Raw genomic sequence first — 20,529 nt, 5'->3', positions numbered from 1 at the left:
CAAGGGGTTTCGCAATGTCGAAGTTTTTCATTGACCGGCCTATCTTCGCCTGGGTTATAGCCCTGGTGATCATGCTGGCGGGCGGGTTGTCGATCCTCTCGCTGCCGGTGAACCAGTACCCGGCCATCGCCCCGCCGGCGATCGCCATCCAGGTCAGCTACCCGGGCGCTTCCGCGGAAACCGTGCAGGACACGGTGGTCCAGGTGATCGAGCAGCAGATGAACGGTCTCGACCATCTGCGCTACATCTCCTCGGAGAGCAACTCCGACGGCAGCATGACCATCACCGTGACCTTCGATCAGGGCACCAGCCCGGACATCGCCCAGGTCCAGGTGCAGAACAAGCTGCAGCTGGCCACGCCGCTGTTGCCGCAGGAAGTGCAGCAGCAGGGCATCCGCGTGACCAAGGCGGTGAAGAACTTCCTGATGGTCGTCGGCATCGTCTCCGAAGACGGCAGCATGACCAAGGAAGACCTGTCGAACTACATCGTCTCCAACATCCAGGACCCGCTGTCGCGGACCGCGGGCGTGGGCGACTTCCAGGTGTTCGGTTCGCAGTACGCCATGCGCATCTGGCTGGACCCGGCCAAGCTCAACAGCTACCAGCTGACGCCCAACGACATCGTCACCGCGGTGCAGGCGCAGAACGTGCAGATCTCCTCCGGCCAGCTGGGCGGCCTGCCCGCGTTGCCGGGGCAGCAGCTCAACGCGACCATCATCGGCAAGACCCGCCTGCAGACCGCCGAGCAGTTCGGCGACATCCTGCTCAAGGTCAACACCGACGGCTCCCAGGTGCGCCTGAAGGACGTCGCCCGGGTGGCGCTCGGCGGCCAGGACTACAGCATCAACGCGCAGTTCAACGGCAAGCCGGCCTCGGGTATCGCCATCAAGCTGGCCACCGGCGCCAACGCGCTGGACACCGCCAAGGCGATCCGCGCCACCATCGGCCGCCTGCAGGAGTTCATGCCCGAGGGCATGAAGGTGGTCTACCCGTACGACACCACCCCGGTGGTCTCCGCTTCCATCCATGAAGTGGTCAAGACCCTCGGCGAGGCGATCCTCCTCGTGTTCCTGGTGATGTACCTGTTCCTGCAGAACTTCCGCGCCACCCTGATCCCGACCATCGCCGTGCCGGTGGTGCTGCTGGGCACCTTCGGCGTGCTGGCGGCGTTCGGCTTCTCGATCAACACCCTGACCATGTTCGGCATGGTGCTGGCCATCGGCCTATTGGTGGACGACGCCATCGTGGTGGTGGAGAACGTCGAGCGGGTGATGGCCGATGAAGGCCTGCCGCCCAAGGAGGCTGCGCGCAAGTCCATGGGCCAGATCCAGGGCGCGCTGGTGGGCATCGCCATGGTGCTCTCGGCGGTGTTCCTGCCGATGGCCTTCTTCGGCGGCTCCACCGGGGTGATCTACCGGCAGTTCTCCATCACCATCGTCTCGGCCATGGCCCTGTCGGTGCTGGTGGCGCTGATCCTCACCCCGGCGCTGTGCGCCACCATGCTCAAGCCCATCGAGAAGGGCGACCACGGCGAGCACAAGCGCGGCTTCTTCGGCTGGTTCAACCGCAAGTTCATCGACACCACCCACGGCTACGAGCGTGGCGTGACCTCGATCCTCAAGCACCGCTCGCCGTACCTGCTGCTGTACGTGGTCATCGTCATCGGCATGGCCTGGCTGTTCACCCGCATTCCCACCTCCTTCCTCCCCGACGAGGACCAGGGCGTGCTCTTCGCCCAGGTGCAGACGCCGCCGGGTTCCACCGCCGAGCGCACGCAGAAGGTGGTCGACCACATGCGCGAGTACCTGCTGGACAAGGAAGGCCAGGCGGTCAGCTCGGTGTTCACCGTCACCGGCTTCAACTTCGCCGGCCGCGGCCAGAGCTCGGGCATGGCCTTCATCATGATGAAGCCCTGGGAAGAGCGCCCCGGCTCGGAGAATAGCGTGTTCGCCGTGGCCGAGCGCGCCCAGCACTACTTCTTCAGCATCAAGGACGCGATGGTCTTCGCCTTCGCCCCGCCGGCGGTGCTGGAGCTGGGCAACGCCACCGGTTTCGACATCTACCTGCAGGACCAGGCGGGCGTCGGCCACGAGGCGCTGATGCAGGCGCGCAACCAGTTCCTCCAGCTCGCCGCGCAGAACCCCGTGCTGCAGCGCGTGCGCCCCAACGGCCTGAACGACGAGCCGCAGTACCAACTGCTGATCGACGACGAGAAGGCCAGTGCGCTGGGCGTTTCGCTGGCGGACATCAACAACACCATCTCCATCGCCTGGGGTTCGAAGTACATCAACGACTTCATCGACCGCGGCCGGGTGAAGAAGGTGTACGCCCAGGGCGAGCCCGGTGCGCGCATGAGCCCGGAAGACCTGGCCAAGTGGTACGTGCGCAACAGCAGCGGCGAGATGGTGCCCTTCACCGCCTTCGCCACCGGCAAGTGGACCTACGGCTCGCCGAAGCTGGCGCGCTACAACGGCGTGCCGGCCATGGAAATCCTCGGTGAGCCGGCCCCGGGCCGCAGTACCGGCGAGGCCATGGCGGCGGTGGAAGAGATCGTCCAGCAACTGCCCAAGGGCGTCGGCTACTCCTGGACCGGCCTGTCCTACGAGGAACGCCTGGCCGGCTCGCAGACCACCTCGCTGTTCGTGCTCTCGGCCATCGTGGTGTTTCTCTGCCTGGCGGCGCTGTACGAGAGCTGGTCGATCCCGTTCTCGGTGATGCTGGTGGTGCCCCTGGGGATCATCGGTGCGCTGCTGGCCACCTCGATGCGCGGGCTGTCCAACGACGTGTTCTTCAAGGTCGGCCTGCTCACCACCATCGGCCTGTCGGCGAAGAACGCCATCCTCATCGTGGAGTTCGCCAAGGAACTGCACGAGCGCGAGGGCAAGCACATCGTCGACGCGGCCATCGAGGCCTGCCGCATGCGTCTGCGCCCGATCGTCATGACCTCGCTGGCGTTCATCCTCGGCGTGGTGCCGCTGGCGATTTCCAGCGGCGCCGGCTCCGGCAGCCAGCACGCCATTGGTACCGGCGTGATCGGCGGCATGGTCACCGCGACCGTGCTGGCGATCTTCTGGGTGCCGTTGTTCTACGTGGTGGTCAGCACCCTGTTCAAGGACAAGGCGTCCAAGGAACAGGCGACCACCGAGAAGGGGCATTGATATGAGAAAGTCCTTACTCAGCCTGGCCCTGGCGACCGCCGCGCTGTCCGGCTGTTCGCTGATCCCGGACTACCAGCGCCCCGAGGCGCCGGTAGCCCAGGCCTACCCCCAGGGCCCGGCCTATGCCGGCGCCCAGGGCGGCGGCGCGAGCGCCGCCGCCGACCTCGACTGGCAGAACTTCTTCAGCGACCCGCAGCTGCGCCGCCTGGTCGAAGTGGCCCTGGACAACAACCGCGACCTGCGCGTCGCCGCGCTGAACGTCGAGGCCTACCAGGCGCAGTACCGCATCCAGCGCGCCGAGCTGTTCCCGGCGGTGAGCGCCGACGTGAGCGGTTCGCGCCAGCGCCTGCCGGAGCGGGTGTCGACCACCGGCAACGACATGATCAGCAGCCAGTACGGCGCCACCCTGGGCGTCACCGCCTGGGAAGTGGACCTGTTCGGCCGCCTGCGCAGCCTGCGCGATGAGGCCCTCGAGCAGTACCTGGCGACCGAAGAGGCGCGCCGCAGTACCCAGACCGCGCTGGTGGCCAACGTCGCCAACGCCTACCTGACGCTGCGTGCCGACCAGGCCCAGCTGAAGCTGACCCGCGACACCCTGGCCACCTACCAGAAGACCTACGACCTGACCAAGCGCAGCAACGAGGTCGGCGTCGCCTCGGCCCTGGACCTGCGCCAGGCGCAGACCTCGGTGGAAAGCGCGCGGGCGACCCTGGCGCAGTACACCCGGCTGGTGGCCCAGGACCAGAACGCCCTGACCCTGCTGCTGGGCAGCGGCGTGCCGGCCGACCTGCCGCAAGGCATGGACCTGGAGCAGCAGGTGCTGGCCCAGGTGCCGGCGGGCCTGCCCTCGGACCTGCTGCAGCGGCGCCCGGACGTGCTCGAGGCCGAGCACCAGCTCAAGGCGGCCAACGCCAACATAGGCGCGGCGCGCGCGGCCTTCTTCCCGAGCATCAGCCTGACCGCCAACGCCGGCAGCCTGAGCCCGGACCTGTCCGGCCTGTTCGACGCGGGTTCCGGCACCTGGCTGTTCAAGCCGTCCATCAGCCTGCCGATCTTCAACGCCGGCAGCCTGAAGGCCAGCCTGGACCTGGCCAAGGTGCAGAAGAACATCTACGTCGCGCAGTACGAGAAGGCCATCCAGAGCGCCTTCTCGGAAGTCGCCGACGGCCTGGCCGCACGGGGCACCTACGGCGAGCAGTTGACCGCCCAGCGCGCCCTGGTCAAGGCCAGCGAGGACTACTACCGCCTGGCCGAGAAGCGCTACCGCACCGGCGTGGACAACTACCTGACCCTGCTCGACGCCCAGCGCTCGCTGTTCAGCGCCCAGCAGCAGCTGATCACCGACCGCCTGAACCAGCTCACCAGCGAGGTGAACCTGTACAAGGCGCTCGGCGGCGGCTGGCAGGAAAGCACCGCGCAGAAGCAGTCGCAGCCACAGCCCAAGGGCTGAGGCCTCGGCCCACGGAAACGCCGCCCCTCGGGGCGGCGTTTTCGTTTGTGGGGCCCAGCGATTTTCGTAGGAGCGGATTTATCCGCGATTTTCGTGCATGGGATCGGCCCATCGCGGACGGAGTCCGCTCCTACGATCGTGCCTCCCGGGAATTGTAGGAGCGGGCCCTGCCCGCGATTCGCGCGCAGGGCGCGCTCCTACAGGGGGAGTGGCGCGGGTAGGGTTGTGTAGGAGCGGATCTCATCCGCGAATCGCGCCGGGACGTCCGGCTATCGCGGACAAGGTCCGCTCCGATCGTGCCTCCCGGGAATTGTAGGAGCGGGCCCTGCCCGCGATTCGCGCGCAGGGCCCGCTCCTACAGGGGGAGTGGCGCGGGTAGGGTTGCGTAGGAGCGGATCTCATCCGCGAATCGCGCCGGGACGTCCGGCCATCGCGGACAAGGTCCGCTCCTACGGGGGAATGGCGCGGGTGGGGTTGCGTCGACATCGTAGGATGGGTTGAGCGGAGCGATACCCATCGCCATGGTCCGATGGGTATCGCAAGCTCAACCCATCCTACGAAGAGCGTCCCTGCACGGTTGGCGTACAACCGCGAACGGTTGTACGCCCTACAACGCGGCGCCTTGCCCCGCCGGGCGGATGTCGTGGTCGGCCAGCCAGTCCAGGGCGCATTCGCGCAGGCGTTCGGATTGATAGTCGTACCAGGCCTGGAGCAGGTCCGGGTAGCCCATGAGCACGTGGCGGAAGGCCTTGAACGGCTTGCGGCCTTCCAGGGCCGAGGCCATTGCAGCGTAGGCGTGGGGTTCGCCGACTTCGCGGAGGAAGTCGCGCATCAGCTCCAGGGATTCGCGGCTGCTCAGCGGCTCGATCGGCAGCAGGCGTTCCGGGTCCTGCTCCAGCAGGAGCAGCAGGTCCGGGTCGGGGGAGTCGCTCAGCAGCGGCACCACCTGGCCGCTGCCCAGGTCCAGGTAGTGCTCTATGTCGCTGGTGTCGAGGGCGACGGCGAGTTCGTCGAGGTCGATGGTCAGCGGGCGCATGGTCACTCTCCGGTTGGGCGAGAGCCCCAGCCTATCCCATGCGCGGCCTTCCTGTCCGCTGCAATCCTGTTACAGGCGGAAGCGCCCGACCTGGCCCTGCAGGTCGCCGCCCAGGCGCGCCAGTTCGTTGCTCGAGGCGGCGGTCTGCTGGCTGGCGGCGGCCGACTGCTCGGCGATGTCGCGGACCTGGCCGACGCTGCGGCTGATCTCGGCGGCGACGCTGCTCTGCTGTTCGGCGGCGGAGGCGATCTGCAGGTTCATGTCCTGGATCTGCGCCACGCTGCGGGCGATGGCGGACAGCGCGTCGCCGGCGCGGCGCGTCAGCTCGACGGAGTCGCCGGTCAGCACGCGGCTGTCGTCCATGCATTGCGCGGCATCCTCGGCGCCGCGCTGCAGGGCGGCGATCAGCGCCTCGATCTCGGCGGTGGACTGCTGGGTGCGCTGGGCCAGCGCGCGTACTTCGTCGGCGACCACCGCGAAGCCGCGCCCGGCCTCGCCGGCGCGGGCCGCTTCGATGGCGGCGTTGAGGGCCAGCAGGTTGGTCTGCTCGGCCACCGACTTGATCACGTCGAGCACGCTGCCGATCTTCCCGCTGTCGCCGCGCAGGCGCGCCATGGCCTGGGTGGAGCGTTCCACCTCGGCGGCCAACTGGTCGATGCGGGCGATGGCCTGGCCGACCACCTGCTCGCCGTCGCGGGCCTGGGCGTCGGCCTGGCGGGCGGTGCCGGAGGCCTGCTCGGCGTTGCGCGCCACTTCCTGCACGGTGGCGGCCATTTCCTCGATGGCGCTGGCCACCTGCTCGGTTTCCAGGCGCTGGCTGTCGACGCCGGCGCGGGTCTGCTCGGTGACCGCCGACAGCTCGTCGGCGGCGGTGGCCAACTGGCCGACGCTGCCGCCGATGTGGCCGATCAGCTCGCCCAGGCTGTCGCGCATGCGCAGCATGGTGCGTTGCAGCTGGCCCAGCTCGTCGCGGCGCTGCAGGTGCAGGTCGCCGCCCAGGTCGCGGGACAGATCGCCCTGGGCGATGTGTTCGGCCAGTTCGAGGGATTCGTGCAGCGGGCGGACGATCTGGCGGTTGATCGCCCACACCGAGAGGGCGCCGAAGAACAGCGCGAACAGGGCGGTCAGCGCCTGGTGCCATTGCGCTTGGCTGGCCGCCGCGTCGCGCTGCTGCAGCCCTTCTTCGAACAGGGCGCCGCTGGCGCGGAACAGGGCTTCGGCACGGCTGTCGAGGCCGGGGTTGGCCTGGCTGCGCTGTTGTGCGTCGGCGCGCAGCAGGTCGTCGGCGGCCTGGGCGTAGTCGGCAAGGGCCTGGCGCAAGGCGTCGAGACGGGGCCCGGCGAAGCCGTCGCGGGCCAGGCGTTCGCTGCCGGCCTGCAGCTCGCCCAGTACCGAACGCAGGCGCTGGGCCTGTTCCGCGCTGCCTTCGAGCTGGTAGCGCAGGCGCGCCAGTTCCGCCTGGCGGGCGCCGGCGTCGAGCTGGCCGATGTGCGTCAGGCGTTCGCTGTAGGCGCCCTGTTCGTTCAGGCCCTGGATGCCGCCGAGCAGCACCAGCAGGGTCAGCAGCAGGCAGATGCCGAAGCCCACGGTGAGCTTGAGGCTGACGTTCATGCGGCCGAGCTGAAGGACCAGCCAATCGTACATGTCGAATACTCCAGGCAGACGAGGCCGCGGGACGGGCCCGAAGCCGGAAATGCAGGCTGTTTTGTCGTTCTTCTTGTCGTGCAGGCGAGGGACTTTTTCGGGACGCATCTGTGTGCGTCAAAGCTTATCGGCGATTTTGTCTGAAACTTCAGTGCCAAATTCGTAATTTTTCGTACGTCGGCAAAGGCCCGCCAGGACGGCGGGCCGGAGGGGGAGGGCTCAGAGGCGGAAACGGCCGACCAGGCCCTGCAGCTCGGTGCCCAGGCGCGCCAGCTCGACGCTGGAGGCGGCGGTTTCCTCGCTGGCGGCGGCGGTCTGCTCGGAGATGTCGCGCACGCTGAGCACGCTGCGGTTGATCTCCTCGGCCACCGCGCTCTGTTGCTCGGCGGCGGCGGCGATCTGCTGGTTCATCGACTGGATGCCGGAGACGGTGCGGGTGATGGCCTCCAGCCGCTCGCCGGCGCGGCGCGCCAGTTCCAGGGTGTTGTCGGTGAGTTCGCGGCTGCTCTCCATGCGCTGCACGGCCTGCTGGGTGCCGCTGTGCAGGCCGGCGATCAGTTCCTCGATCTCCTCGGTGGACTGCTGGGTGCGGCGGGCCAGGGCACGCACCTCGTCGGCGACCACGGCGAAGCCGCGCCCGGCGTCGCCGGCGCGGGCCGCTTCGATGGCGGCATTGAGGGCCAGCAGGTTGGTCTGCTCGGCCACCGCCTTGATCACGTCGAGCACGCTGCCGATCTTCTCGCTCTCGCGCTTGAGCTGCTGCACCGCTTCGTTGGAGCGGCCCACCTCGCCGGCCAGGCGGTCCATCTGCCCGACCGCCTCGCTGACCGCCTGGGCGCCGGCGCCGGCCTCGCGGTCCGCGGCGCTGGCGGCTTCCGAGGCTTCCTCGGCGTTGCGCGCCACTTCCAGCACGGTGGTGGCCATCTCGGTCATGGCCGTGGCCACCTGGTCGGTCTCGCTCTTCTGGTTGTTCACCCCGGCGCTGGTCTGCTCGGTGACCGCCGAGAGTTCCTCCGCGGCGCTGGCGATCTGGGTGACGCCGTCGTGGATGCGGCCGATCAGCTCGCGCAGCGACTGGCTCATGCGCTGCATGCTGGCCTGCAACTGGCCCAGCTCGTCGCGGCGCTCGACGCGCAGTTCCTGGCTGAGGTCGCCGTCGGCGATGCGCGCGGCGGCGGCCAGCGACTGGCGCAGCGGCAGGACGATCTGGCGGGTGATCAGCCAGGCCGCCAGCACGCCCAGCACCAGGACCAGCAGCGAGGCCAGGGCCAGCAGTTGCCTGGCCTGGCTGGCGTCTTCATCGCGCTTGGCCGTCTGGCCGTCGCTCAGTTCGGCGCTGAGTTTCTCGATCAGCAGGCCGCTGTCGCGCATCTGGTTGCGCGCCTGCTGGCTGTTGTTGACTTCGTTGCGGTAGCGGTCCAGCGCCTTGCGGTAGTCGCGCAGGGCGTTCACCACGGCCTGGTAGTTGGCCTGCTGCTCCGGCACGGCGGCCTGGGCGTGCTGTTCCACGGTGGCGGTGACCTGCTCCAGGGCGCTGATCGCGCCCTGTTCGAGGCTGGGGTCTTCGTTGGCGGTGTAGCTGAGCACCTGGAAGCGGGCGTCCATCAGCTGGCGGCCCAGCTCGGAGACGTCGGCGATGGCCTTGAGGGAGTCGACGCTGCCGCTCTCCACCAGGTGCTGCTCCACCAGTTCCAGCCCCTGGGTGACCACCGAAGCCTTGCGGATCAGCGTCTTGCGCGCGCTGTCGCGGCTGTCGAAGGACTTGTGCAGGCCTTTGAACAGGGTGCGGTACTGGCTGGTGAGCTGGCGTTGCCGCTCGACCTTCTCCAGGTCCGAGGAGGCGACGAGCAACTGGCCGACGCGCTGTTGCTGCTGGTCCAGCTCGTTGATGCTCTGTTCCACCAGCTTGGCGTCTTCCGCGGTGCGGCTGGACTGGTATTTCAGGCGGGTGGTGCGCAGGTCCTTGGTCATGGCGAGTAGCTTGGAGATTTCGCCGATCTTGTCGCCCCGGGATATCAGGCTGTTCAGGTTGAGCGCGCCGGTCAGCGCGATGAGCAGGGTGAGCAGCAGCACCAGGCCGAAGCCGATGGCGAGTTTCCAGTTGACCGTGAGATTGCTGAACCAGCGGGACATGAACGCGGCGCTCCAGGGGACGATGGGGCTGCGGCTGCCGCGGGGGCGGCCGCCGATTGACCAATGCCTGTCATATCGGCGAGGCGACACGAATCTGAAATTTCTTTAGTAAATTTCTGACCGACGATTCCCGGTAGGGCTGCCGAGAGGGTTCGGGTCAGAACAGTCGGGCCAGCAGGGCGGTGACCGCGGTTTCCACGCGCAGGATGCGCTCGCCCAGTTGCACCGGGGCCAGCCCGGCCTCGCGCAGTTTCTCGACCTCGTAGGGAATCCAGCCGCCCTCGGGGCCGATGGCCAGGGTCACGGCCTGCTCGACCGCCCGCGGGCAGTCCGGCCAGGGCCCGGGGTGGCCGATCAGCCCCAGGCTGCCGGCGGCCAGAGCCGGTAGGCGGTCTTCGACGAAGGGCTTGAAGCGCTTTTCGATGGTCACTTCCGGCAGCACGGTGTCGCGGGCCTGCTCCAGGCCCAGGACCAGTTGCTCGCGGATGGCCGCGGGCTCCAGGAAGGGCGTCTGCCAGAAGCTCTTCTCCACCCGGTAGCTGTTCAGCAGGACCAGGCGCGGCACGCCCATGGCGGCCACGGTCTGCAGCACGCGGCGGAGCATCTTCGGCCGCGGCAGGGCCAGCAGCAGGGTCAGCGGCAGCTTGGCCGGCGGCGCCTGGGTGAAGCTCACCTGCAGTTCCGCCTCGTCGCGGGAAAGGCTCAGCACGCGGCCTTCGCCCATCAGCCCGCCCAGGCGGCCGACGCGCAGGCTGTCGCCGCTTTCGGCGCGGTGCACTTCGTGCAGGTGGGTGAGGCGGCGGTCGCGCAGCAATACGCGGTCCGCCGCGACGAAGTCGGCGTCGTCGAGCAGCAGCAGGTTCACGGGCGCGTCGCTGGCGGCTGGTCGCCTTTCTCTTCGGATTGCGCATCCTCGTCGCGGTTGCGCTTGCGGATCAGCCGGCTGAACAGCACCCCGGCCTCGAACAGCATCCACATGGGCACGGCCAGCAGCGTCTGCGACATCGGGTCCGGCGGGGTGAGGACCATGCCGACCACGAAGCAGCCGATGATGACGTAGGGGCGGATCTTCTTCAGGTAGGCCACGTCGACCACCCCGATCCACACCAGCAGCACCGTGGCCACGGGGATTTCGAAGGCCACGCCGAAGGCGAACAGCAGGGTGAGGAAGTCCAGGTAGCTGTTGATGTCGGTCATCGGCGTCACCCCTTCCGGGGCCTGGCCGAGGAAGAAGTGGAACATCAACGGGAACACCAGGAAGTAGGCGAAGGCCATGCCGGTGTAGAACAGCACCACGCTGGAGGCCAGCAGCGGCAGGGCCACGCGCTTCTCGTGCTTGTACAGGCCGGGGGCGATGAAGCCCCAGATCTGCGCCAGGATCACCGGCATGGCCAGCAGCACGGCGACGATCATGGTCAGCTTCAGCGGCGCGAGGAACGCCGACGCCGGGTCGATGGCGATCATGGTCGCGCCTTCCGGGAGGAAGCGGCGCAGCGGCGCGGAGGCCAGGGCGTAGATCTTCTGCGAGAAGTACAGCAGGCCGATGAAGATCACGAAGATAGCCACCACGCAACGCAGCAGGCGCGTGCGCAGCTCGGTCAGGTGCGAGACCAGGGGCATTTCCTGGTCGTTTTCGGGCTGTTCGGGTTTTTCGTCGCTCATGGGGTACGCGGCGTCTCGGACGGAGGGGCGGCGGCCGGCGCGGCCGTGGCCTCGGGCGCGGCTGGCGCGGCGGGTGCCTCGGGTGCGGCCGGGATACCGACGCCGGGCATGTTGGCCAGGCGGCTGTTCGGTGCGATGGTCGGCGGCGCAGGCGGCGCCGTGGGCTCGGCCTGCGCGGCGCTATCGGCCGGCGGCTGCTGGCCGGTGAGCGGCGCCATCAGCTTCTGCGCTTCACGCTCCATCTGCAGGATGTGCTCGTTGTGCAGCTGCCGGCGGATTTCGTCGGCGCCCAACTCGCGCTCCACTTCCTGCTTGATGGCGTTGAAGCTGCGTTTCAGCCGGCCGATCCACAGGCCCGCGGTGCGCGCGGCGCCGGGCAGGCGCTCGGGGCCGAGCACCAGCAGGGCGACCAGGCCCACCAGCAGCAGTTCGCTGAAGCTGATTCCGAACATGGCGTTCTTCCCATCAGTCCTTGCGCTGCGGCTCTTCGACCTTCTGCGCCTGGGCGTCGATGGTGTGCGGCTGGTTCAGCGGCGGGTTGGCCGGCGGCTGCTGCTGGGGCTTCTCCTCCTCTTCGGTGTTCATCGCCTTGCGGAAGCCCTTGACCGCCTCGCCGACGTCCGAGCCCAGGGTCTTCAGGCGCTTGGTGCCGAATACCAGCACCACCACGATCAGGATGACGACCCAGTGTTTCCAGTCAAAGATGCCCATCTTGTTCTCCTCGAAGTAATCGGGTTCAGGCCGACGGCTGGCGCGCGGCTTTCTCGTCGTGGCCGGAGAGTCCGAAACGGCGCTCCAGCTCGTCCAGTACCGCCTGGGGATGCTGGCCGAGGGCGGCGAGCATGACCAGGGAATGGAACCAGAGGTCGGCGGTTTCGTAGATCAGGTCCGTGCAGTCGCCGCTCTGCGCGGCGTCCTTGGCGGCGAGGATGGTTTCCACCGATTCCTCTCCGACCTTTTCCAGGATCTTGTTCAGTCCCTTGTGGTACAGGCTGGCCACGTAGGAGCTTTCGGGGGCGGCGTTCTTGCGCCCCTCCAGCACCTCGGCCAGGCGCGCGAGGGTGTTGTCACTCATGGCTGTGCCCCGGCTTGTCGTAGATGGCGTGCGGGTCCTTGAGCACCGCGTCGACGACCGTCCAGCCGCCGTCCTGGTAGACCCGGTAGAAGCAGCTTTCGCGGCCGGTGTGGCAGGCGATGCCGCCGACCTGCTCGACCATCAGGATGACGACGTCGGCGTCGCAGTCCAGGCGCAACTCGTGCAGCTTCTGCACGTGGCCGGATTCCTCGCCCTTGCGCCAGAGCTTGCCGCGCGAGCGCGACCAGTAGATGGCGCGGCCCTCGGCGGCGGTCAGGGCCAGGGATTCGCGGTTCATCCAGGCCATCATCAGCACGCGGCCCGTCTTGTGGTCCTGGGCGATCGCCGGCACCAGGCCGTCGGCGTTCCAGTGAATTTCGTCCAGCCAGTCTTTCATCTTCGCTTCCGTACAGCGGGCGTTCTCACGCCCCGCGGCAGTTTCATCAACGACCAAGTGTGCCAGCAGTGGCGACGACTGGCTATCGGCGCAGAATCAGATACAGACCACCGGCCAGCATGGCCCAGGCCGGCCAGGCCTCGATACTGTGGGTGGCCAGGCCGATCTGGGTGGCGCCGGCCACCAGCACTGCGCCGATCAGTCGCGGCACCCAGGCGCCGGACAGGGGCTGGGCGCCGGTCGCTTGCGGCTCCTGGGGTTGCGCCAGGCGCTCCAGGGTGTCGCGGGTCATCTGCGCCAGGTGCGGCAGCTGCTCGACGTGCTGTTGGGCGTTGCGTAGCAGCTGGGCGGGGCTCATGCGCTCGCGCATCCAGCGTTCCAGATAGGGCTGGGCGGTGCTCCACAGGTCCAGCTCGGGGTAGAGCTGGCGGCCCAGGCCCTCGATGTTCAGCAGGGTCTTCTGCAGCAGCACCAGTTGCGGCTGCACTTCCATGTTGAAACGCCGCGCGGTCTGGAACAGGCGCAGCAGCACCTGGCCGAAGGAGATGTCCTTGAGCGGCTTCTCGAAGATCGGCTCGCACACCGTGCGGATCGCCGCCTCGAAGTCGTTGACGCGGGTTTCCGCCGGCACCCAGCCGGAGTCGATGTGCAACTGGGCGACCTTGCGGTAGTCGCGCTTGAAGAAGGCGATCAGGTTGCGCGCCAGGTAGTCCTGGTCCTCGTCGGTGAGGCTGCCGACGATGCCGCAGTCCACCGCGATGTACTGCGGGCTCCAGGGCGTGCGGGTGCTGACGAAGATGTTGCCCGGGTGCATGTCGGCGTGGAAGAAGCTGTCGCGGAACACCTGGGTGAAGAAGATCTCCACGCCGCGCTCGGCCAGGGCCTTGAAGTCGGTGCGCTGGTCGCGCAGGGTGTTCAGGTCGGTGACCGGGATGCCGTAGATGCGCTCCATCACCAGCACCTTGGGCCGGCACCAGTCCCAGTACACCTGGGGCACGTAGAGCAGCGGCGAGCCGTCGAAGTTGCGCCGCAGCTGGCTGGAGTTGGCCGCCTCGCGCAGCAGGTCGAGTTCGTCGTAGATGGTCTTCTCGTAGTCGCTGACCACCTCCACCGGGTGCAGGCGGCGGGCGTCGGCTGAGACGCGCTCGGCCAGGCGGGCGAGGATGAACAGCCAGGACATGTCGGCGCGGATCACGGGCTTGAGGCCCGGGCGGATCACCTTGACCACCACTTCCTCGCCGCTTTTCAGCTGTGCGGCATGCACCTGGGCCACCGAGGCCGAGGCCAGCGGCTCGCGCTCGAAGCGGGCGAAGACCTGCTCGACCTTCGCCCCCAGCTGCTCCTCGATCAGCGCCACCGAGGCTTCCGGCGGGAACGGCGGGACCTTGTCCTGCAGGCGCGCCAGTTCGTTGGCGATGTCGTCGGGCAAGAGGTCGCGGCGGGTCGAGAGGATCTGCCCGAACTTGATGAAGATCGGCCCCAGGCCTTCCAGGGCCAGGCGGATGCGCTCGCCGCGGCTCAGCTCCAGCTTGCGCCGCGGCAGCCAGCGCCAGGGCAGCAGGCCGCCGAGCAGGCGCAGGTACCAGGGCAGCATCGGCAGTTCGAGAATGAGATCGTCGAGGCGGTAGCGGATCACCACGCTCTGGATGCGCAGCAGGCGGCGGAAGGCGAGCAGCTTCATGCGTCGGGTTTCAGCTTCTTGGACAGGCGCGCCAGGCGCGCGTCGAGGCGATCGAGGGCGATCTTCAACTGGTCGAGTTCGGCGAAGCGCGCTTCGGCCTCGTTGCGCCCGACCAGGGTGCGGCTTTCCTCGGCGAGGTAGTCGGCCAGGCTCAGGCGCAGGCTTTCCAGGCTGTCGCCGGCCCAGCGCGCGCCGCCGCGCAGGCGGCTGCCGAGCAGTTGCGCGGGCAGCGGGCCGAGCCAGCGCTGCACTTCGTATTCCCAGTCCAGCTCCAGGCTCTGGAGGATGTCGGCCAGCTCCAGGAGCAGGGCGCTATCGCCGCCCATTTCCACTTCCGGGCTGTGCAGCACGCTGGTCTTGTCGGCGGCCAGGGCCAGCTGTAGCAGGCGCCCGGCCGGAGCGCGCAGGGTGCAGTCGACCGCGGCCTCGTGGTGCGCGGCCAGGTGCAGGCCATCGGCGTCGGGGAGGATGAACAGGCGCAGCGGCGGCGCCTGGCAATCCACTTCCAGGACCCGCCCGGCGAGCCGGGCGAGACGCTGCAGGGCCACACCGTCCAGGCGCAGCACGTGGTTCACGCCGGCTTCGGCGCTGGCCAGCAGCGCCTGGGTCAGGAGCGCCATTTCAGGGCTTGATGCCGCGGTGCAGAGCGACCACGCCGCCGGTCATGTTGTGGTAGGTGACGCGGTCGAAACCGGCCTCGACCATCATCGACTTCAGGGTTTCCTGGTCCGGGTGCATGCGGATCGACTCGGCCAGGTAGCGGTAGCTCTCGGCGTCGTTGGTGACCAGCTTGCCCATCAGCGGCAGCAGGGTGAAGGAGTAGGCGTCGTAGGCCTTGGACAGCAGGCTGTTGGTGGGCTTGGAGAACTCCAGCACCAGCAGGCGCCCGCCCGGCTTGAGCACCCGCAGCATGGAGCGGATGGCGGCGTCCTTGTGGGTGACGTTGCGCAGGCCGAAGGCGATGCTCACGCAGTCGAAGTGGTTGTCCGGGAAGGGCAGCTTCTCGGCGTCGGCCTGGACGAACTTGACGTTGCCGGCCACGCCGCTGTCCAGCAGCTTGTCGCGGCCGACCTTGAGCATGGAGGCGTTGATGTCCGCCAGCACCACCTCGCCGGTGGGGCCGACCAGGCGCGAGAACTGGCGGGTCAGGTCGCCCGTGCCGCCGGCGATGTCGAGCACGCGGTTGCCGGCGCGCACGCCGGACAGCTCGATGGTGAAGCGCTTCCACAGGCGGTGGACGCCGCCGGACATCAGGTCGTTCATCAGGTCGTACTTGGCGGCGACCGAATGGAAGACCTCGGCGACCTTCTCGGCCTTCTCGCTCTCGCGCACGGTCTTGTAGCCGAAGTGCGTGGTGGGGTCGGCGGGGCCCTGGTCCCCGGCGGGTTTGCGCGGCTCGCTCATGGCGTTTCTACCCTGGAAGTCAGTGGCGGGCATTCTAACAGGATGTGGGAAAAACGCCGCCCCGGGGCGCGGGGTGCGGCGAAACGTCGTGCGGCGTATCATCCACCGGTCTGTCATTCCGGAGTCGCCCATGTCCCGCATCCACGTCGAACGTCCCCATTGCCTCGGCCGCGAAGCCGCCCGCGAGAAGGCCCAGAAGCTGGCCGAGAAGCTCGCCCGCGAGCATGGCGTGAGCTACGAGTGGCATGGTGACGTGCTGGCCTTCAAGCGCAGCGGCGTGGACGGACGCATCGAGGTGGGCGAGGACCGCGTGGCGGTGGAGGTCAAGCTGGGCCTGCTGCTGTCGGCCATGGGCGGGATGCTCAAGGGCGAGATCGAGCGCGCGCTGGACAAGGCGCTGGCCTGACCGGGCCGCACCCGCACTTTGTAGGAGCGAGCTTGCTCGCGAACCCTTCGGTTCCCTTCCAGCTTCCAATATCGTCATCCCCGCGAACGCGGGGAACCAGAGGCTCTGGGCTCCCGCGTTCGCGGGAGTGACGTCTGCGATTTTCGGTGCGGGTGGTGGTTCGCGAGCAAGCTCGCTCCTACAGGGGAAATGCCGACCGCCCCGGCTGGTATGTGTTTTCTAATTTTCCCCGATACCTTGCACTCAAGCTCGCAACGCTGCGGGCCTCTACGGACCCCCGAGAACAGTGTGAGGAAACCATCATGGCCAAGGTCGCCAGCAAGAAGAAAGTCGAGAAAGCCGTCAGCGAATCGTCCCTGATCACCGACGTCAAGCATTACGCCCGCCAGATCTGGCTGGCCGGCTTGGGCGCCTATGCGCGCGTCGGCGCCGAAGGCACCGAGTACTTCAAGTCGCTGGTGAAGGAAGGCGAAGGCCTGGAAACCAAGGGCCGCCAGCTGGTGACCGAGCAGGTCGAGTCGGCCAACGACAGCGTCAAGAGCAGCGTCTCGCTGGTGAAGGACAAGTTCGAGGTGCAGCTGGACAAGGTCGAGAAGGCTTTCGACAGCCGCGTGGCCTCCGCGCTGAACCGCATCGGCATTCCGTCGCGGCAGGATGTCGAGGCGCTCTCTGCTAAGCTTGACGAGCTGAGCGCGGTGCTCGAGCGTGTCGCGAAAACTCATTGAGGAGAGCGGGATGGCTGGCAAGAAACCTACCGATAAAAAAGAGTCCAGTTGGGTCGGCGAGATCGAGAAATACTCGCGGCAAATCTGGTTGGCTGGTCTGGGGGCTTACTCGAAGGTCAGCAAGGACGGCAACAAGCTGTTCGAGACCCTGGTCAAGGATGGCGAGAAGGCCGAGAAGCAGGCCCGGACCGAAGTCGATAAATCCGTCGGCGCGGTGAAGTCCACCGCCCGTTCGGCGCGTTCCAAGGTCGACGAGGTGAAGGACCGCGCCCTGGGCAAGTGGGGTGAGCTGGAAGAGGCGTTCGACAAGCGCCTGAACAGCGCCATCTCGCGCCTGGGCGTGCCGAGCCGCAACGAGGTGAAGGACCTGCATGCGAAGGTCGAGACTCTGACCAAGCAGATCGAGAAACTCACTGGCGTCAGCGTCAAGTCGGTGGCCAAGCCCGCCGCCAAGGCCGCTGCGAAACCTGCGGCCAAGGCTGCAGCGAAGCCCGCAGCCAAGCCGGCCGCCAAGACCGCGGCGGCCAAGCCCGCTGCCAAGGCTGCTGCGAAACCGGCTGCGAAGCCGGCGGCCAAACCGGCTGCGGCCAAGGCAGCGGCGAAGCCTGCAGCCAAGCCGGCCGCCAAGCCTGCTGCTGCGAAGGCCGCGGCGAAACCGGCTGCGAAGCCGGCCGCCAAACCGGCTGCCGCCAAGCCTGCGGCGAAACCGGCTGCTGCGAAACCGGCTGCCAAGCCGGCTGCGGCGAAGAAGCCGGCGGTGAAAAAGCCCGCAGCGCCCAAGGCGGCCAAGCCTGCTGCACCGGCCACGCCGGCCGCGGCTCCGGCTCCGGCGGCCACCCCGGCGCCGGCTGCGGCAGCTCCGGTCGCTCCGGTAGCGGCTCCGGTCACGCCGCCGACCCAGGCCTGACGCGTTACCCGTGGTACCCGACGCCCGGCCTCGTGCCGGGCGTCTTCATTTCGGCTGCGCCTCAGGCGTTCAGGTAGCGCTGCGCCAGGCGCTCGGCGGCCAGCCGCGAGTCGCCGCGCAGGTGCGGCGCCACCAGCATCATCACCTGGTAGACCACCAGGCGTATCTCGCCTTCGCGGCCGAGGATGCGCTGGTAGTCCAGGGAGAACAGCAGGGTCAGGGTGATCTGCTCCACCAGTTGGCCGAGGGCGTCGGTGTCGCTGGTCAGCTCGCCGTCGGCCTTGAGCCGGGCGAGCAGGGCGGCCAGGGTGCGCTTGAGCGCGTTGAGCCAGTTGCGCATGCCGCGGGCCAGCTTGGGCAGGCGCCCGGCCAGGTTGGAGAGGTCCTGGAAGAGGAAGCGGTAGTGCGCCAGGCGCTCGACGATCAGGTGCAGGAACAGCCAGTAGTCCTCGGCCCCCAGGCGCGCGTCGGCAGGCGGGTCGAGCAGCGGCTGCAGCTCTTCCTCGAAGCGGGCGAACAGGGCCAGCACCAGCGGCTCCTTGCCGTGGAAGTGGTAATACAGGTTGCCGGGGCTGATGCCCAGCTCGGTGGCGATCTCCAGGGTGGAGACGTTGGGTTCGCCCTGCTCGTTGAACAACAGCAGGGCGCATTCGAGGATGCGGTCGCGGGTTTTCATCCGTGTGCTGGTTCTGGCCTCGGGAGGTTCGACGATAGCCGGGGTGGGGCGCGCCGGCCAGTCCCTCGAAAGCGTGAGGGGGTGGGTTTTTCGTGGGAGATCCGGCTATCGCGGACAGAGTCCGCTCCGTACGGGCGGGTACGGCTTCTCGTAGGAGCGAGCTTGCTCGCGAACACACTCCGCTGCGGGGCTCGTTCGCGAGCAAGCTCGCTCCTACGAAGAGCATCCCGGCTGCACCGAAGTGCCTTTCGTAGGATGGGTATCGCTTCGCTCCACCCATCCTACGGGGTGTCGTGTCAGGACGTGCAACGGCTGTTCACCGCTCGTGCACGTAAGTCCCCGGCGCCGCTTCCATCGGCGGGTGCTCGGCGTTGCCCAGTTCGAAGCTCACCGGCCGGCGTTCGCCCGAGCGTTCCTGGATCCACGCCAGCCACACCGGCCACCAGCTGCCTTCCTGGCGCTGGGTGTCGTAGTACCAGGCGCGCGGGTCGGAGGCGAGCTTGCCGTTCTCGAAGTAGCAGGCCTTGGGGTTGCCCGGCGGGTTGAGGATGCTCTGGATGTGCCCGCTGTTGGACAGCATGAAGCGGCTGTCGCCGCCCAGCAGCAGGGCCGAGCGGTAGACCGCGTCCCAGGGGGTGATGTGGTCGGTGATGCCGGCGACGTGGAAGTTGTCCACCGCCACCTTCTTCAGGTCGATGGGCGTGCCGCAGATTTCCATGGCGCCGGGCCGGGCCAGCGGGTTGTGCTTGAAGAAGTCGAGGAAATCGCCGTGCAGCGCCGCCGGCAGGCGGGTGTTGTCGTTGTTCCAGTAGAGGATGTCGAAGGCCGGCGGCAGCTTGCCCAGCAGGTAGTTGTTGACCCAGTAGTTCCACACCAGGTCGTTGGGGCGCATCCAGGCGAACACCTTGGCCATGTCCTTGCCCTCCAGCACGCCGTGCTGGTAGGAGCGGCGCTTGGTGCTTTCCAGCGTCTGCTCGTCGGCGAACAGCGCCGCCGGGGTCTCCACCTGGCTGTCCAGCAGGCTCACCAGGTAGGTGGCGCTGCTGATTTTGCGCAGTTGCCGGCGCGCCTGCAGGTGGCCTTGCAGCGCGGCGATGGTCAGGCCGCCGGAGCAGGCGCCCATCAGGTTGACGCTGCGGCTGCCGCTGATCGAGCGGACCACCTCGATGGCTTCGTCCAGGGCCTTCACGTAGGTCGACAGGCCCCATTCGCGGTGGCGCGCATCGGGGTTGCGCCAGCTGACCATGAACAGCTGCAGGTTGTTCTTCAGGGCGTACTGGACGAAGCTCTTTTCCGGGCTCAGGTCGAAGATGTAGTACTTGTTGATCTGCGGCGGGACGATCAGCAGCGGCTTGGCGTGCAGGTGCTCGCCCAGGGGCTTGTACTGGATGAGTTCGAGCATCTCGCTGCGGAACACCACGGCGCCCGGGGTGGTGGCCAGGTTGCGGCCGACCTCGAAGGCGTGCTTGTTGACCTGGCTGGGCATGCCGCCGTTGTGCAGCAGGTCGTCGAGCAGGTGGCGGCCGCCCTTGAGCAGGCTCTGTCCGCCGGTGTTGAACAGTTCCTTCACCGCCAGCGGGTTGATCAGGCTGTTGGTCGGCGCCATGGCGTCGGCGAACAGCGACAGCAGGAAGCGCGCGCGGGCGCGGTCGTCGCCGTCCAGGTCGCTCTCGTCGATCCACGCCAGCAGTTGCTGCTGCCAGGCCAGGTAGGCCTGCAGGGTGCGCCGGTAGAAGGGGTTGAGGCGCCAGGACGGGTCCTGGAAGCGGGTGTCCTGGGGGTTGGGCTGCAACGGCGAGTCACCCAGCAGCACGTGGCCCATCTGCTTGCCGAAGGCCGCCAGGTGGCGGGCGCTGTGCAGCGGCCGGCGTACGCCCTGGACGGCGAGCTGGCGCAGGGTGGACAGCATGTCCTTGCCGCGCAGGCCGACCATGGCGCTCTGGGCGTTCATGAAGTCGGCGGGGGCCGGCAGCCTGCCGGTGCTGGAGTTCTCTCGCATGTGCAGCTCTCCCTGGGAAAAGAACCGTCGTCAGTCGGGCGCAGCAAGGCCCGTACCAGAATCGGCGCAGGTGCATTCCTGACGCACGCAAGGGCTGAAGCATAGGCACGAATCGGCGCGCCTGCCGGTCACCGACGATGAACGTGCACTGTTACGAGGCGATGATCGAGGCCGGG

Annotated in this window: 19 protein-coding genes and 1 pseudogene; 5 read left to right on the top strand and 15 right to left on the bottom strand. The window is 68.0% G+C overall.

All coding sequences use genetic code 11. The features are described from left to right. Positions 1-14: 14 nt before the first annotated feature. Positions 15-3,158: an efflux RND transporter permease subunit gene (locus tag M8R19_RS13540; RefSeq protein WP_249918046.1), complete on the top strand. Its 3,144-nt coding sequence runs from the start codon at positions 15-17 to the stop codon at positions 3,156-3,158. Between the two features lies 1 nt (position 3,159). After that, entirely contained in the window at positions 3,160-4,608 is a 1,449-nt protein-coding gene (locus M8R19_RS13535) for an AdeC/AdeK/OprM family multidrug efflux complex outer membrane factor (RefSeq protein ID WP_249918045.1), read from the top strand. A 607-nt stretch (positions 4,609-5,215) separates the two neighbouring features. On the opposite strand, the gene M8R19_RS13530 is transcribed toward M8R19_RS13535, so the two are convergent. The 13 genes and pseudogenes from M8R19_RS13530 to ubiE form a co-directional block, all read right to left on the bottom strand. Continuing rightward, complete coding sequence (locus M8R19_RS13530; protein WP_074984225.1) at positions 5,216-5,644, bottom strand: UPF0158 family protein; 429 nt, start codon at positions 5,642-5,644, stop codon at positions 5,216-5,218. Positions 5,645-5,713: 69 nt separating this feature from the next. Further along, positions 5,714-7,288 (bottom strand): methyl-accepting chemotaxis protein, encoded by a 1,575-nt coding sequence (locus M8R19_RS13525; protein WP_249918044.1) that lies wholly within the window; start codon positions 7,286-7,288, stop codon positions 5,714-5,716. 219 nt (positions 7,289-7,507) lie between these two features. After that, entirely contained in the window at positions 7,508-8,371 is an 864-nt protein-coding gene (locus M8R19_RS33430) for a methyl-accepting chemotaxis protein (RefSeq protein ID WP_371857773.1), read from the bottom strand. Next, positions 8,363-9,259, bottom strand: a pseudogene (locus M8R19_RS33425) (methyl-accepting chemotaxis protein); the annotation flags it as partial. The gene M8R19_RS33430 and the pseudogene M8R19_RS33425, both read right to left, overlap by 9 nt. A gap of 319 nt (positions 9,260-9,578) precedes the next feature. Beyond that, on the bottom strand, positions 9,579-10,286 hold the full coding sequence (locus M8R19_RS13515; RefSeq protein ID WP_249918043.1) for a 16S rRNA (uracil(1498)-N(3))-methyltransferase: 708 nt from the start codon (positions 10,284-10,286) through the stop codon (positions 9,579-9,581). Further along, complete coding sequence (tatC, locus tag M8R19_RS13510; protein ID WP_249918042.1) at positions 10,283-11,083, bottom strand: twin-arginine translocase subunit TatC; 801 nt, start codon at positions 11,081-11,083, stop codon at positions 10,283-10,285. The genes M8R19_RS13515 and tatC overlap by 4 nt, the downstream gene beginning before the upstream one ends. Further along, positions 11,080-11,535 carry a Sec-independent protein translocase protein TatB gene (tatB, locus tag M8R19_RS13505; protein WP_249918041.1) on the bottom strand — a complete coding sequence of 152 codons (456 nt, stop codon included), beginning with the start codon at positions 11,533-11,535 and terminating at the stop codon, positions 11,080-11,082. The genes tatC and tatB overlap by 4 nt, the downstream gene beginning before the upstream one ends. Before the next feature lie 13 nt (positions 11,536-11,548). Beyond that, positions 11,549-11,794, bottom strand: coding sequence for a twin-arginine translocase TatA/TatE family subunit (locus M8R19_RS13500; RefSeq protein ID WP_043319122.1), 246 nt, complete (start codon positions 11,792-11,794; stop codon positions 11,549-11,551). Positions 11,795-11,819: 25 nt separating this feature from the next. Further along, a complete protein-coding gene (locus M8R19_RS13495; RefSeq protein ID WP_009615404.1) occupies positions 11,820-12,158 on the bottom strand; it encodes a phosphoribosyl-ATP diphosphatase in 339 nt (112 codons plus the stop codon). Next, the gene (hisI, locus tag M8R19_RS13490; protein ID WP_249918040.1) at positions 12,151-12,555 is read right to left on the bottom strand and encodes a phosphoribosyl-AMP cyclohydrolase; all 405 of its coding nucleotides are present in this window, start codon (positions 12,553-12,555) and stop codon (positions 12,151-12,153) included. Before hisI ends, M8R19_RS13495 begins: the two co-directional genes overlap by 8 nt. Before the next feature lie 82 nt (positions 12,556-12,637). Continuing rightward, positions 12,638-14,236 carry a ubiquinone biosynthesis regulatory protein kinase UbiB gene (gene ubiB / locus M8R19_RS13485; RefSeq protein WP_249918039.1) on the bottom strand — a complete coding sequence of 533 codons (1,599 nt, stop codon included), beginning with the start codon at positions 14,234-14,236 and terminating at the stop codon, positions 12,638-12,640. Continuing rightward, entirely contained in the window at positions 14,233-14,856 is a 624-nt protein-coding gene (locus tag M8R19_RS13480; protein ID WP_249918038.1) for a ubiquinone biosynthesis accessory factor UbiJ, read from the bottom strand. Before M8R19_RS13480 ends, ubiB begins: the two co-directional genes overlap by 4 nt. Before the next feature lies 1 nt (position 14,857). Next, on the bottom strand, positions 14,858-15,640 hold the full coding sequence (gene ubiE, locus M8R19_RS13475) for a bifunctional demethylmenaquinone methyltransferase/2-methoxy-6-polyprenyl-1,4-benzoquinol methylase UbiE (protein ID WP_249918037.1): 783 nt from the start codon (positions 15,638-15,640) through the stop codon (positions 14,858-14,860). A 130-nt stretch (positions 15,641-15,770) separates the two neighbouring features. Here ubiE and M8R19_RS13470 point away from each other — a divergent pair, with 130 nt between their 5' ends. The 3 genes from M8R19_RS13470 to M8R19_RS13460 all read left to right on the top strand — a co-directional run bounded on the left by M8R19_RS13470 (position 15,771) and on the right by M8R19_RS13460 (position 17,678). Then, positions 15,771-16,046 carry a polyhydroxyalkanoic acid system family protein gene (locus M8R19_RS13470; protein WP_249918036.1) on the top strand — a complete coding sequence of 92 codons (276 nt, stop codon included), beginning with the start codon at positions 15,771-15,773 and terminating at the stop codon, positions 16,044-16,046. 302 nt (positions 16,047-16,348) lie between these two features. Further along, positions 16,349-16,771 carry a phasin family protein gene (locus tag M8R19_RS13465; protein ID WP_116425508.1) on the top strand — a complete coding sequence of 141 codons (423 nt, stop codon included), beginning with the start codon at positions 16,349-16,351 and terminating at the stop codon, positions 16,769-16,771. Between the two features lie 10 nt (positions 16,772-16,781). Then, positions 16,782-17,678 (top strand): phasin family protein, encoded by an 897-nt coding sequence (locus tag M8R19_RS13460; RefSeq protein ID WP_249920176.1) that lies wholly within the window; start codon positions 16,782-16,784, stop codon positions 17,676-17,678. Between the two features lie 61 nt (positions 17,679-17,739). Here M8R19_RS13460 and M8R19_RS13455 read toward each other — a convergent pair whose 3' ends face one another. Both M8R19_RS13455 and phaC read right to left on the bottom strand, forming a co-directional pair. Further along, a complete protein-coding gene (locus M8R19_RS13455) occupies positions 17,740-18,354 on the bottom strand; it encodes a TetR/AcrR family transcriptional regulator (RefSeq protein ID WP_249918035.1) in 615 nt (204 codons plus the stop codon). A gap of 316 nt (positions 18,355-18,670) precedes the next feature. Beyond that, positions 18,671-20,353, bottom strand: coding sequence for a class II poly(R)-hydroxyalkanoic acid synthase (gene phaC, locus M8R19_RS13450; RefSeq protein WP_249918034.1), 1,683 nt, complete (start codon positions 20,351-20,353; stop codon positions 18,671-18,673). Between the last annotated feature and the right edge of the window lie 176 nt (positions 20,354-20,529).

The sequence above is a fragment of the Pseudomonas sp. R3.Fl genome (assembly GCF_023516765.1).
Taxonomy (GTDB): domain Bacteria; phylum Pseudomonadota; class Gammaproteobacteria; order Pseudomonadales; family Pseudomonadaceae; genus Pseudomonas; species Pseudomonas citronellolis.
The sequence above is the reverse complement of the archived record's forward strand: the minus strand, read 5'-3'. Positions and strand labels throughout refer to the sequence as shown.

Bases quoted from the DNA above. Each gene is read 5' to 3' on its own strand.
- M8R19_RS13540 (WP_249918046.1), top strand. From the start codon at position 15: ATGTCGAAGTTTTTCATTGACCGGCCTATCTTCGCCTGGGTTATAGCC.
- M8R19_RS13535 (WP_249918045.1), top strand. From the start codon at position 3,160: ATGAGAAAGTCCTTACTCAGCCTGGCCCTGGCGACCGCCGCGCTGTCC.
- M8R19_RS13530 (WP_074984225.1), bottom strand. From the start codon at position 5,644: ATGCGCCCGCTGACCATCGACCTCGACGAACTCGCCGTCGCCCTCGAC.
- M8R19_RS13525 (WP_249918044.1), bottom strand. From the start codon at position 7,288: ATGTACGATTGGCTGGTCCTTCAGCTCGGCCGCATGAACGTCAGCCTC.
- M8R19_RS33430 (WP_371857773.1), bottom strand. From the start codon at position 8,371: ATGAGCCAGTCGCTGCGCGAGCTGATCGGCCGCATCCACGACGGCGTC.
- tatC (WP_249918042.1), bottom strand. From the start codon at position 11,083: ATGAGCGACGAAAAACCCGAACAGCCCGAAAACGACCAGGAAATGCCC.
- tatB (WP_249918041.1), bottom strand. From the start codon at position 11,535: ATGTTCGGAATCAGCTTCAGCGAACTGCTGCTGGTGGGCCTGGTCGCC.
- M8R19_RS13500 (WP_043319122.1), bottom strand. From the start codon at position 11,794: ATGGGCATCTTTGACTGGAAACACTGGGTCGTCATCCTGATCGTGGTG.
- M8R19_RS13495 (WP_009615404.1), bottom strand. From the start codon at position 12,158: ATGAGTGACAACACCCTCGCGCGCCTGGCCGAGGTGCTGGAGGGGCGC.
- hisI (WP_249918040.1), bottom strand. From the start codon at position 12,555: ATGAAAGACTGGCTGGACGAAATTCACTGGAACGCCGACGGCCTGGTG.
- ubiB (WP_249918039.1), bottom strand. From the start codon at position 14,236: ATGAAGCTGCTCGCCTTCCGCCGCCTGCTGCGCATCCAGAGCGTGGTG.
- M8R19_RS13480 (WP_249918038.1), bottom strand. From the start codon at position 14,856: ATGGCGCTCCTGACCCAGGCGCTGCTGGCCAGCGCCGAAGCCGGCGTG.
- ubiE (WP_249918037.1), bottom strand. From the start codon at position 15,640: ATGAGCGAGCCGCGCAAACCCGCCGGGGACCAGGGCCCCGCCGACCCC.
- M8R19_RS13470 (WP_249918036.1), top strand. From the start codon at position 15,771: ATGTCCCGCATCCACGTCGAACGTCCCCATTGCCTCGGCCGCGAAGCC.
- M8R19_RS13465 (WP_116425508.1), top strand. From the start codon at position 16,349: ATGGCCAAGGTCGCCAGCAAGAAGAAAGTCGAGAAAGCCGTCAGCGAA.
- M8R19_RS13460 (WP_249920176.1), top strand. From the start codon at position 16,782: ATGGCTGGCAAGAAACCTACCGATAAAAAAGAGTCCAGTTGGGTCGGC.
- M8R19_RS13455 (WP_249918035.1), bottom strand. From the start codon at position 18,354: ATGAAAACCCGCGACCGCATCCTCGAATGCGCCCTGCTGTTGTTCAAC.
- phaC (WP_249918034.1), bottom strand. From the start codon at position 20,353: ATGCGAGAGAACTCCAGCACCGGCAGGCTGCCGGCCCCCGCCGACTTC.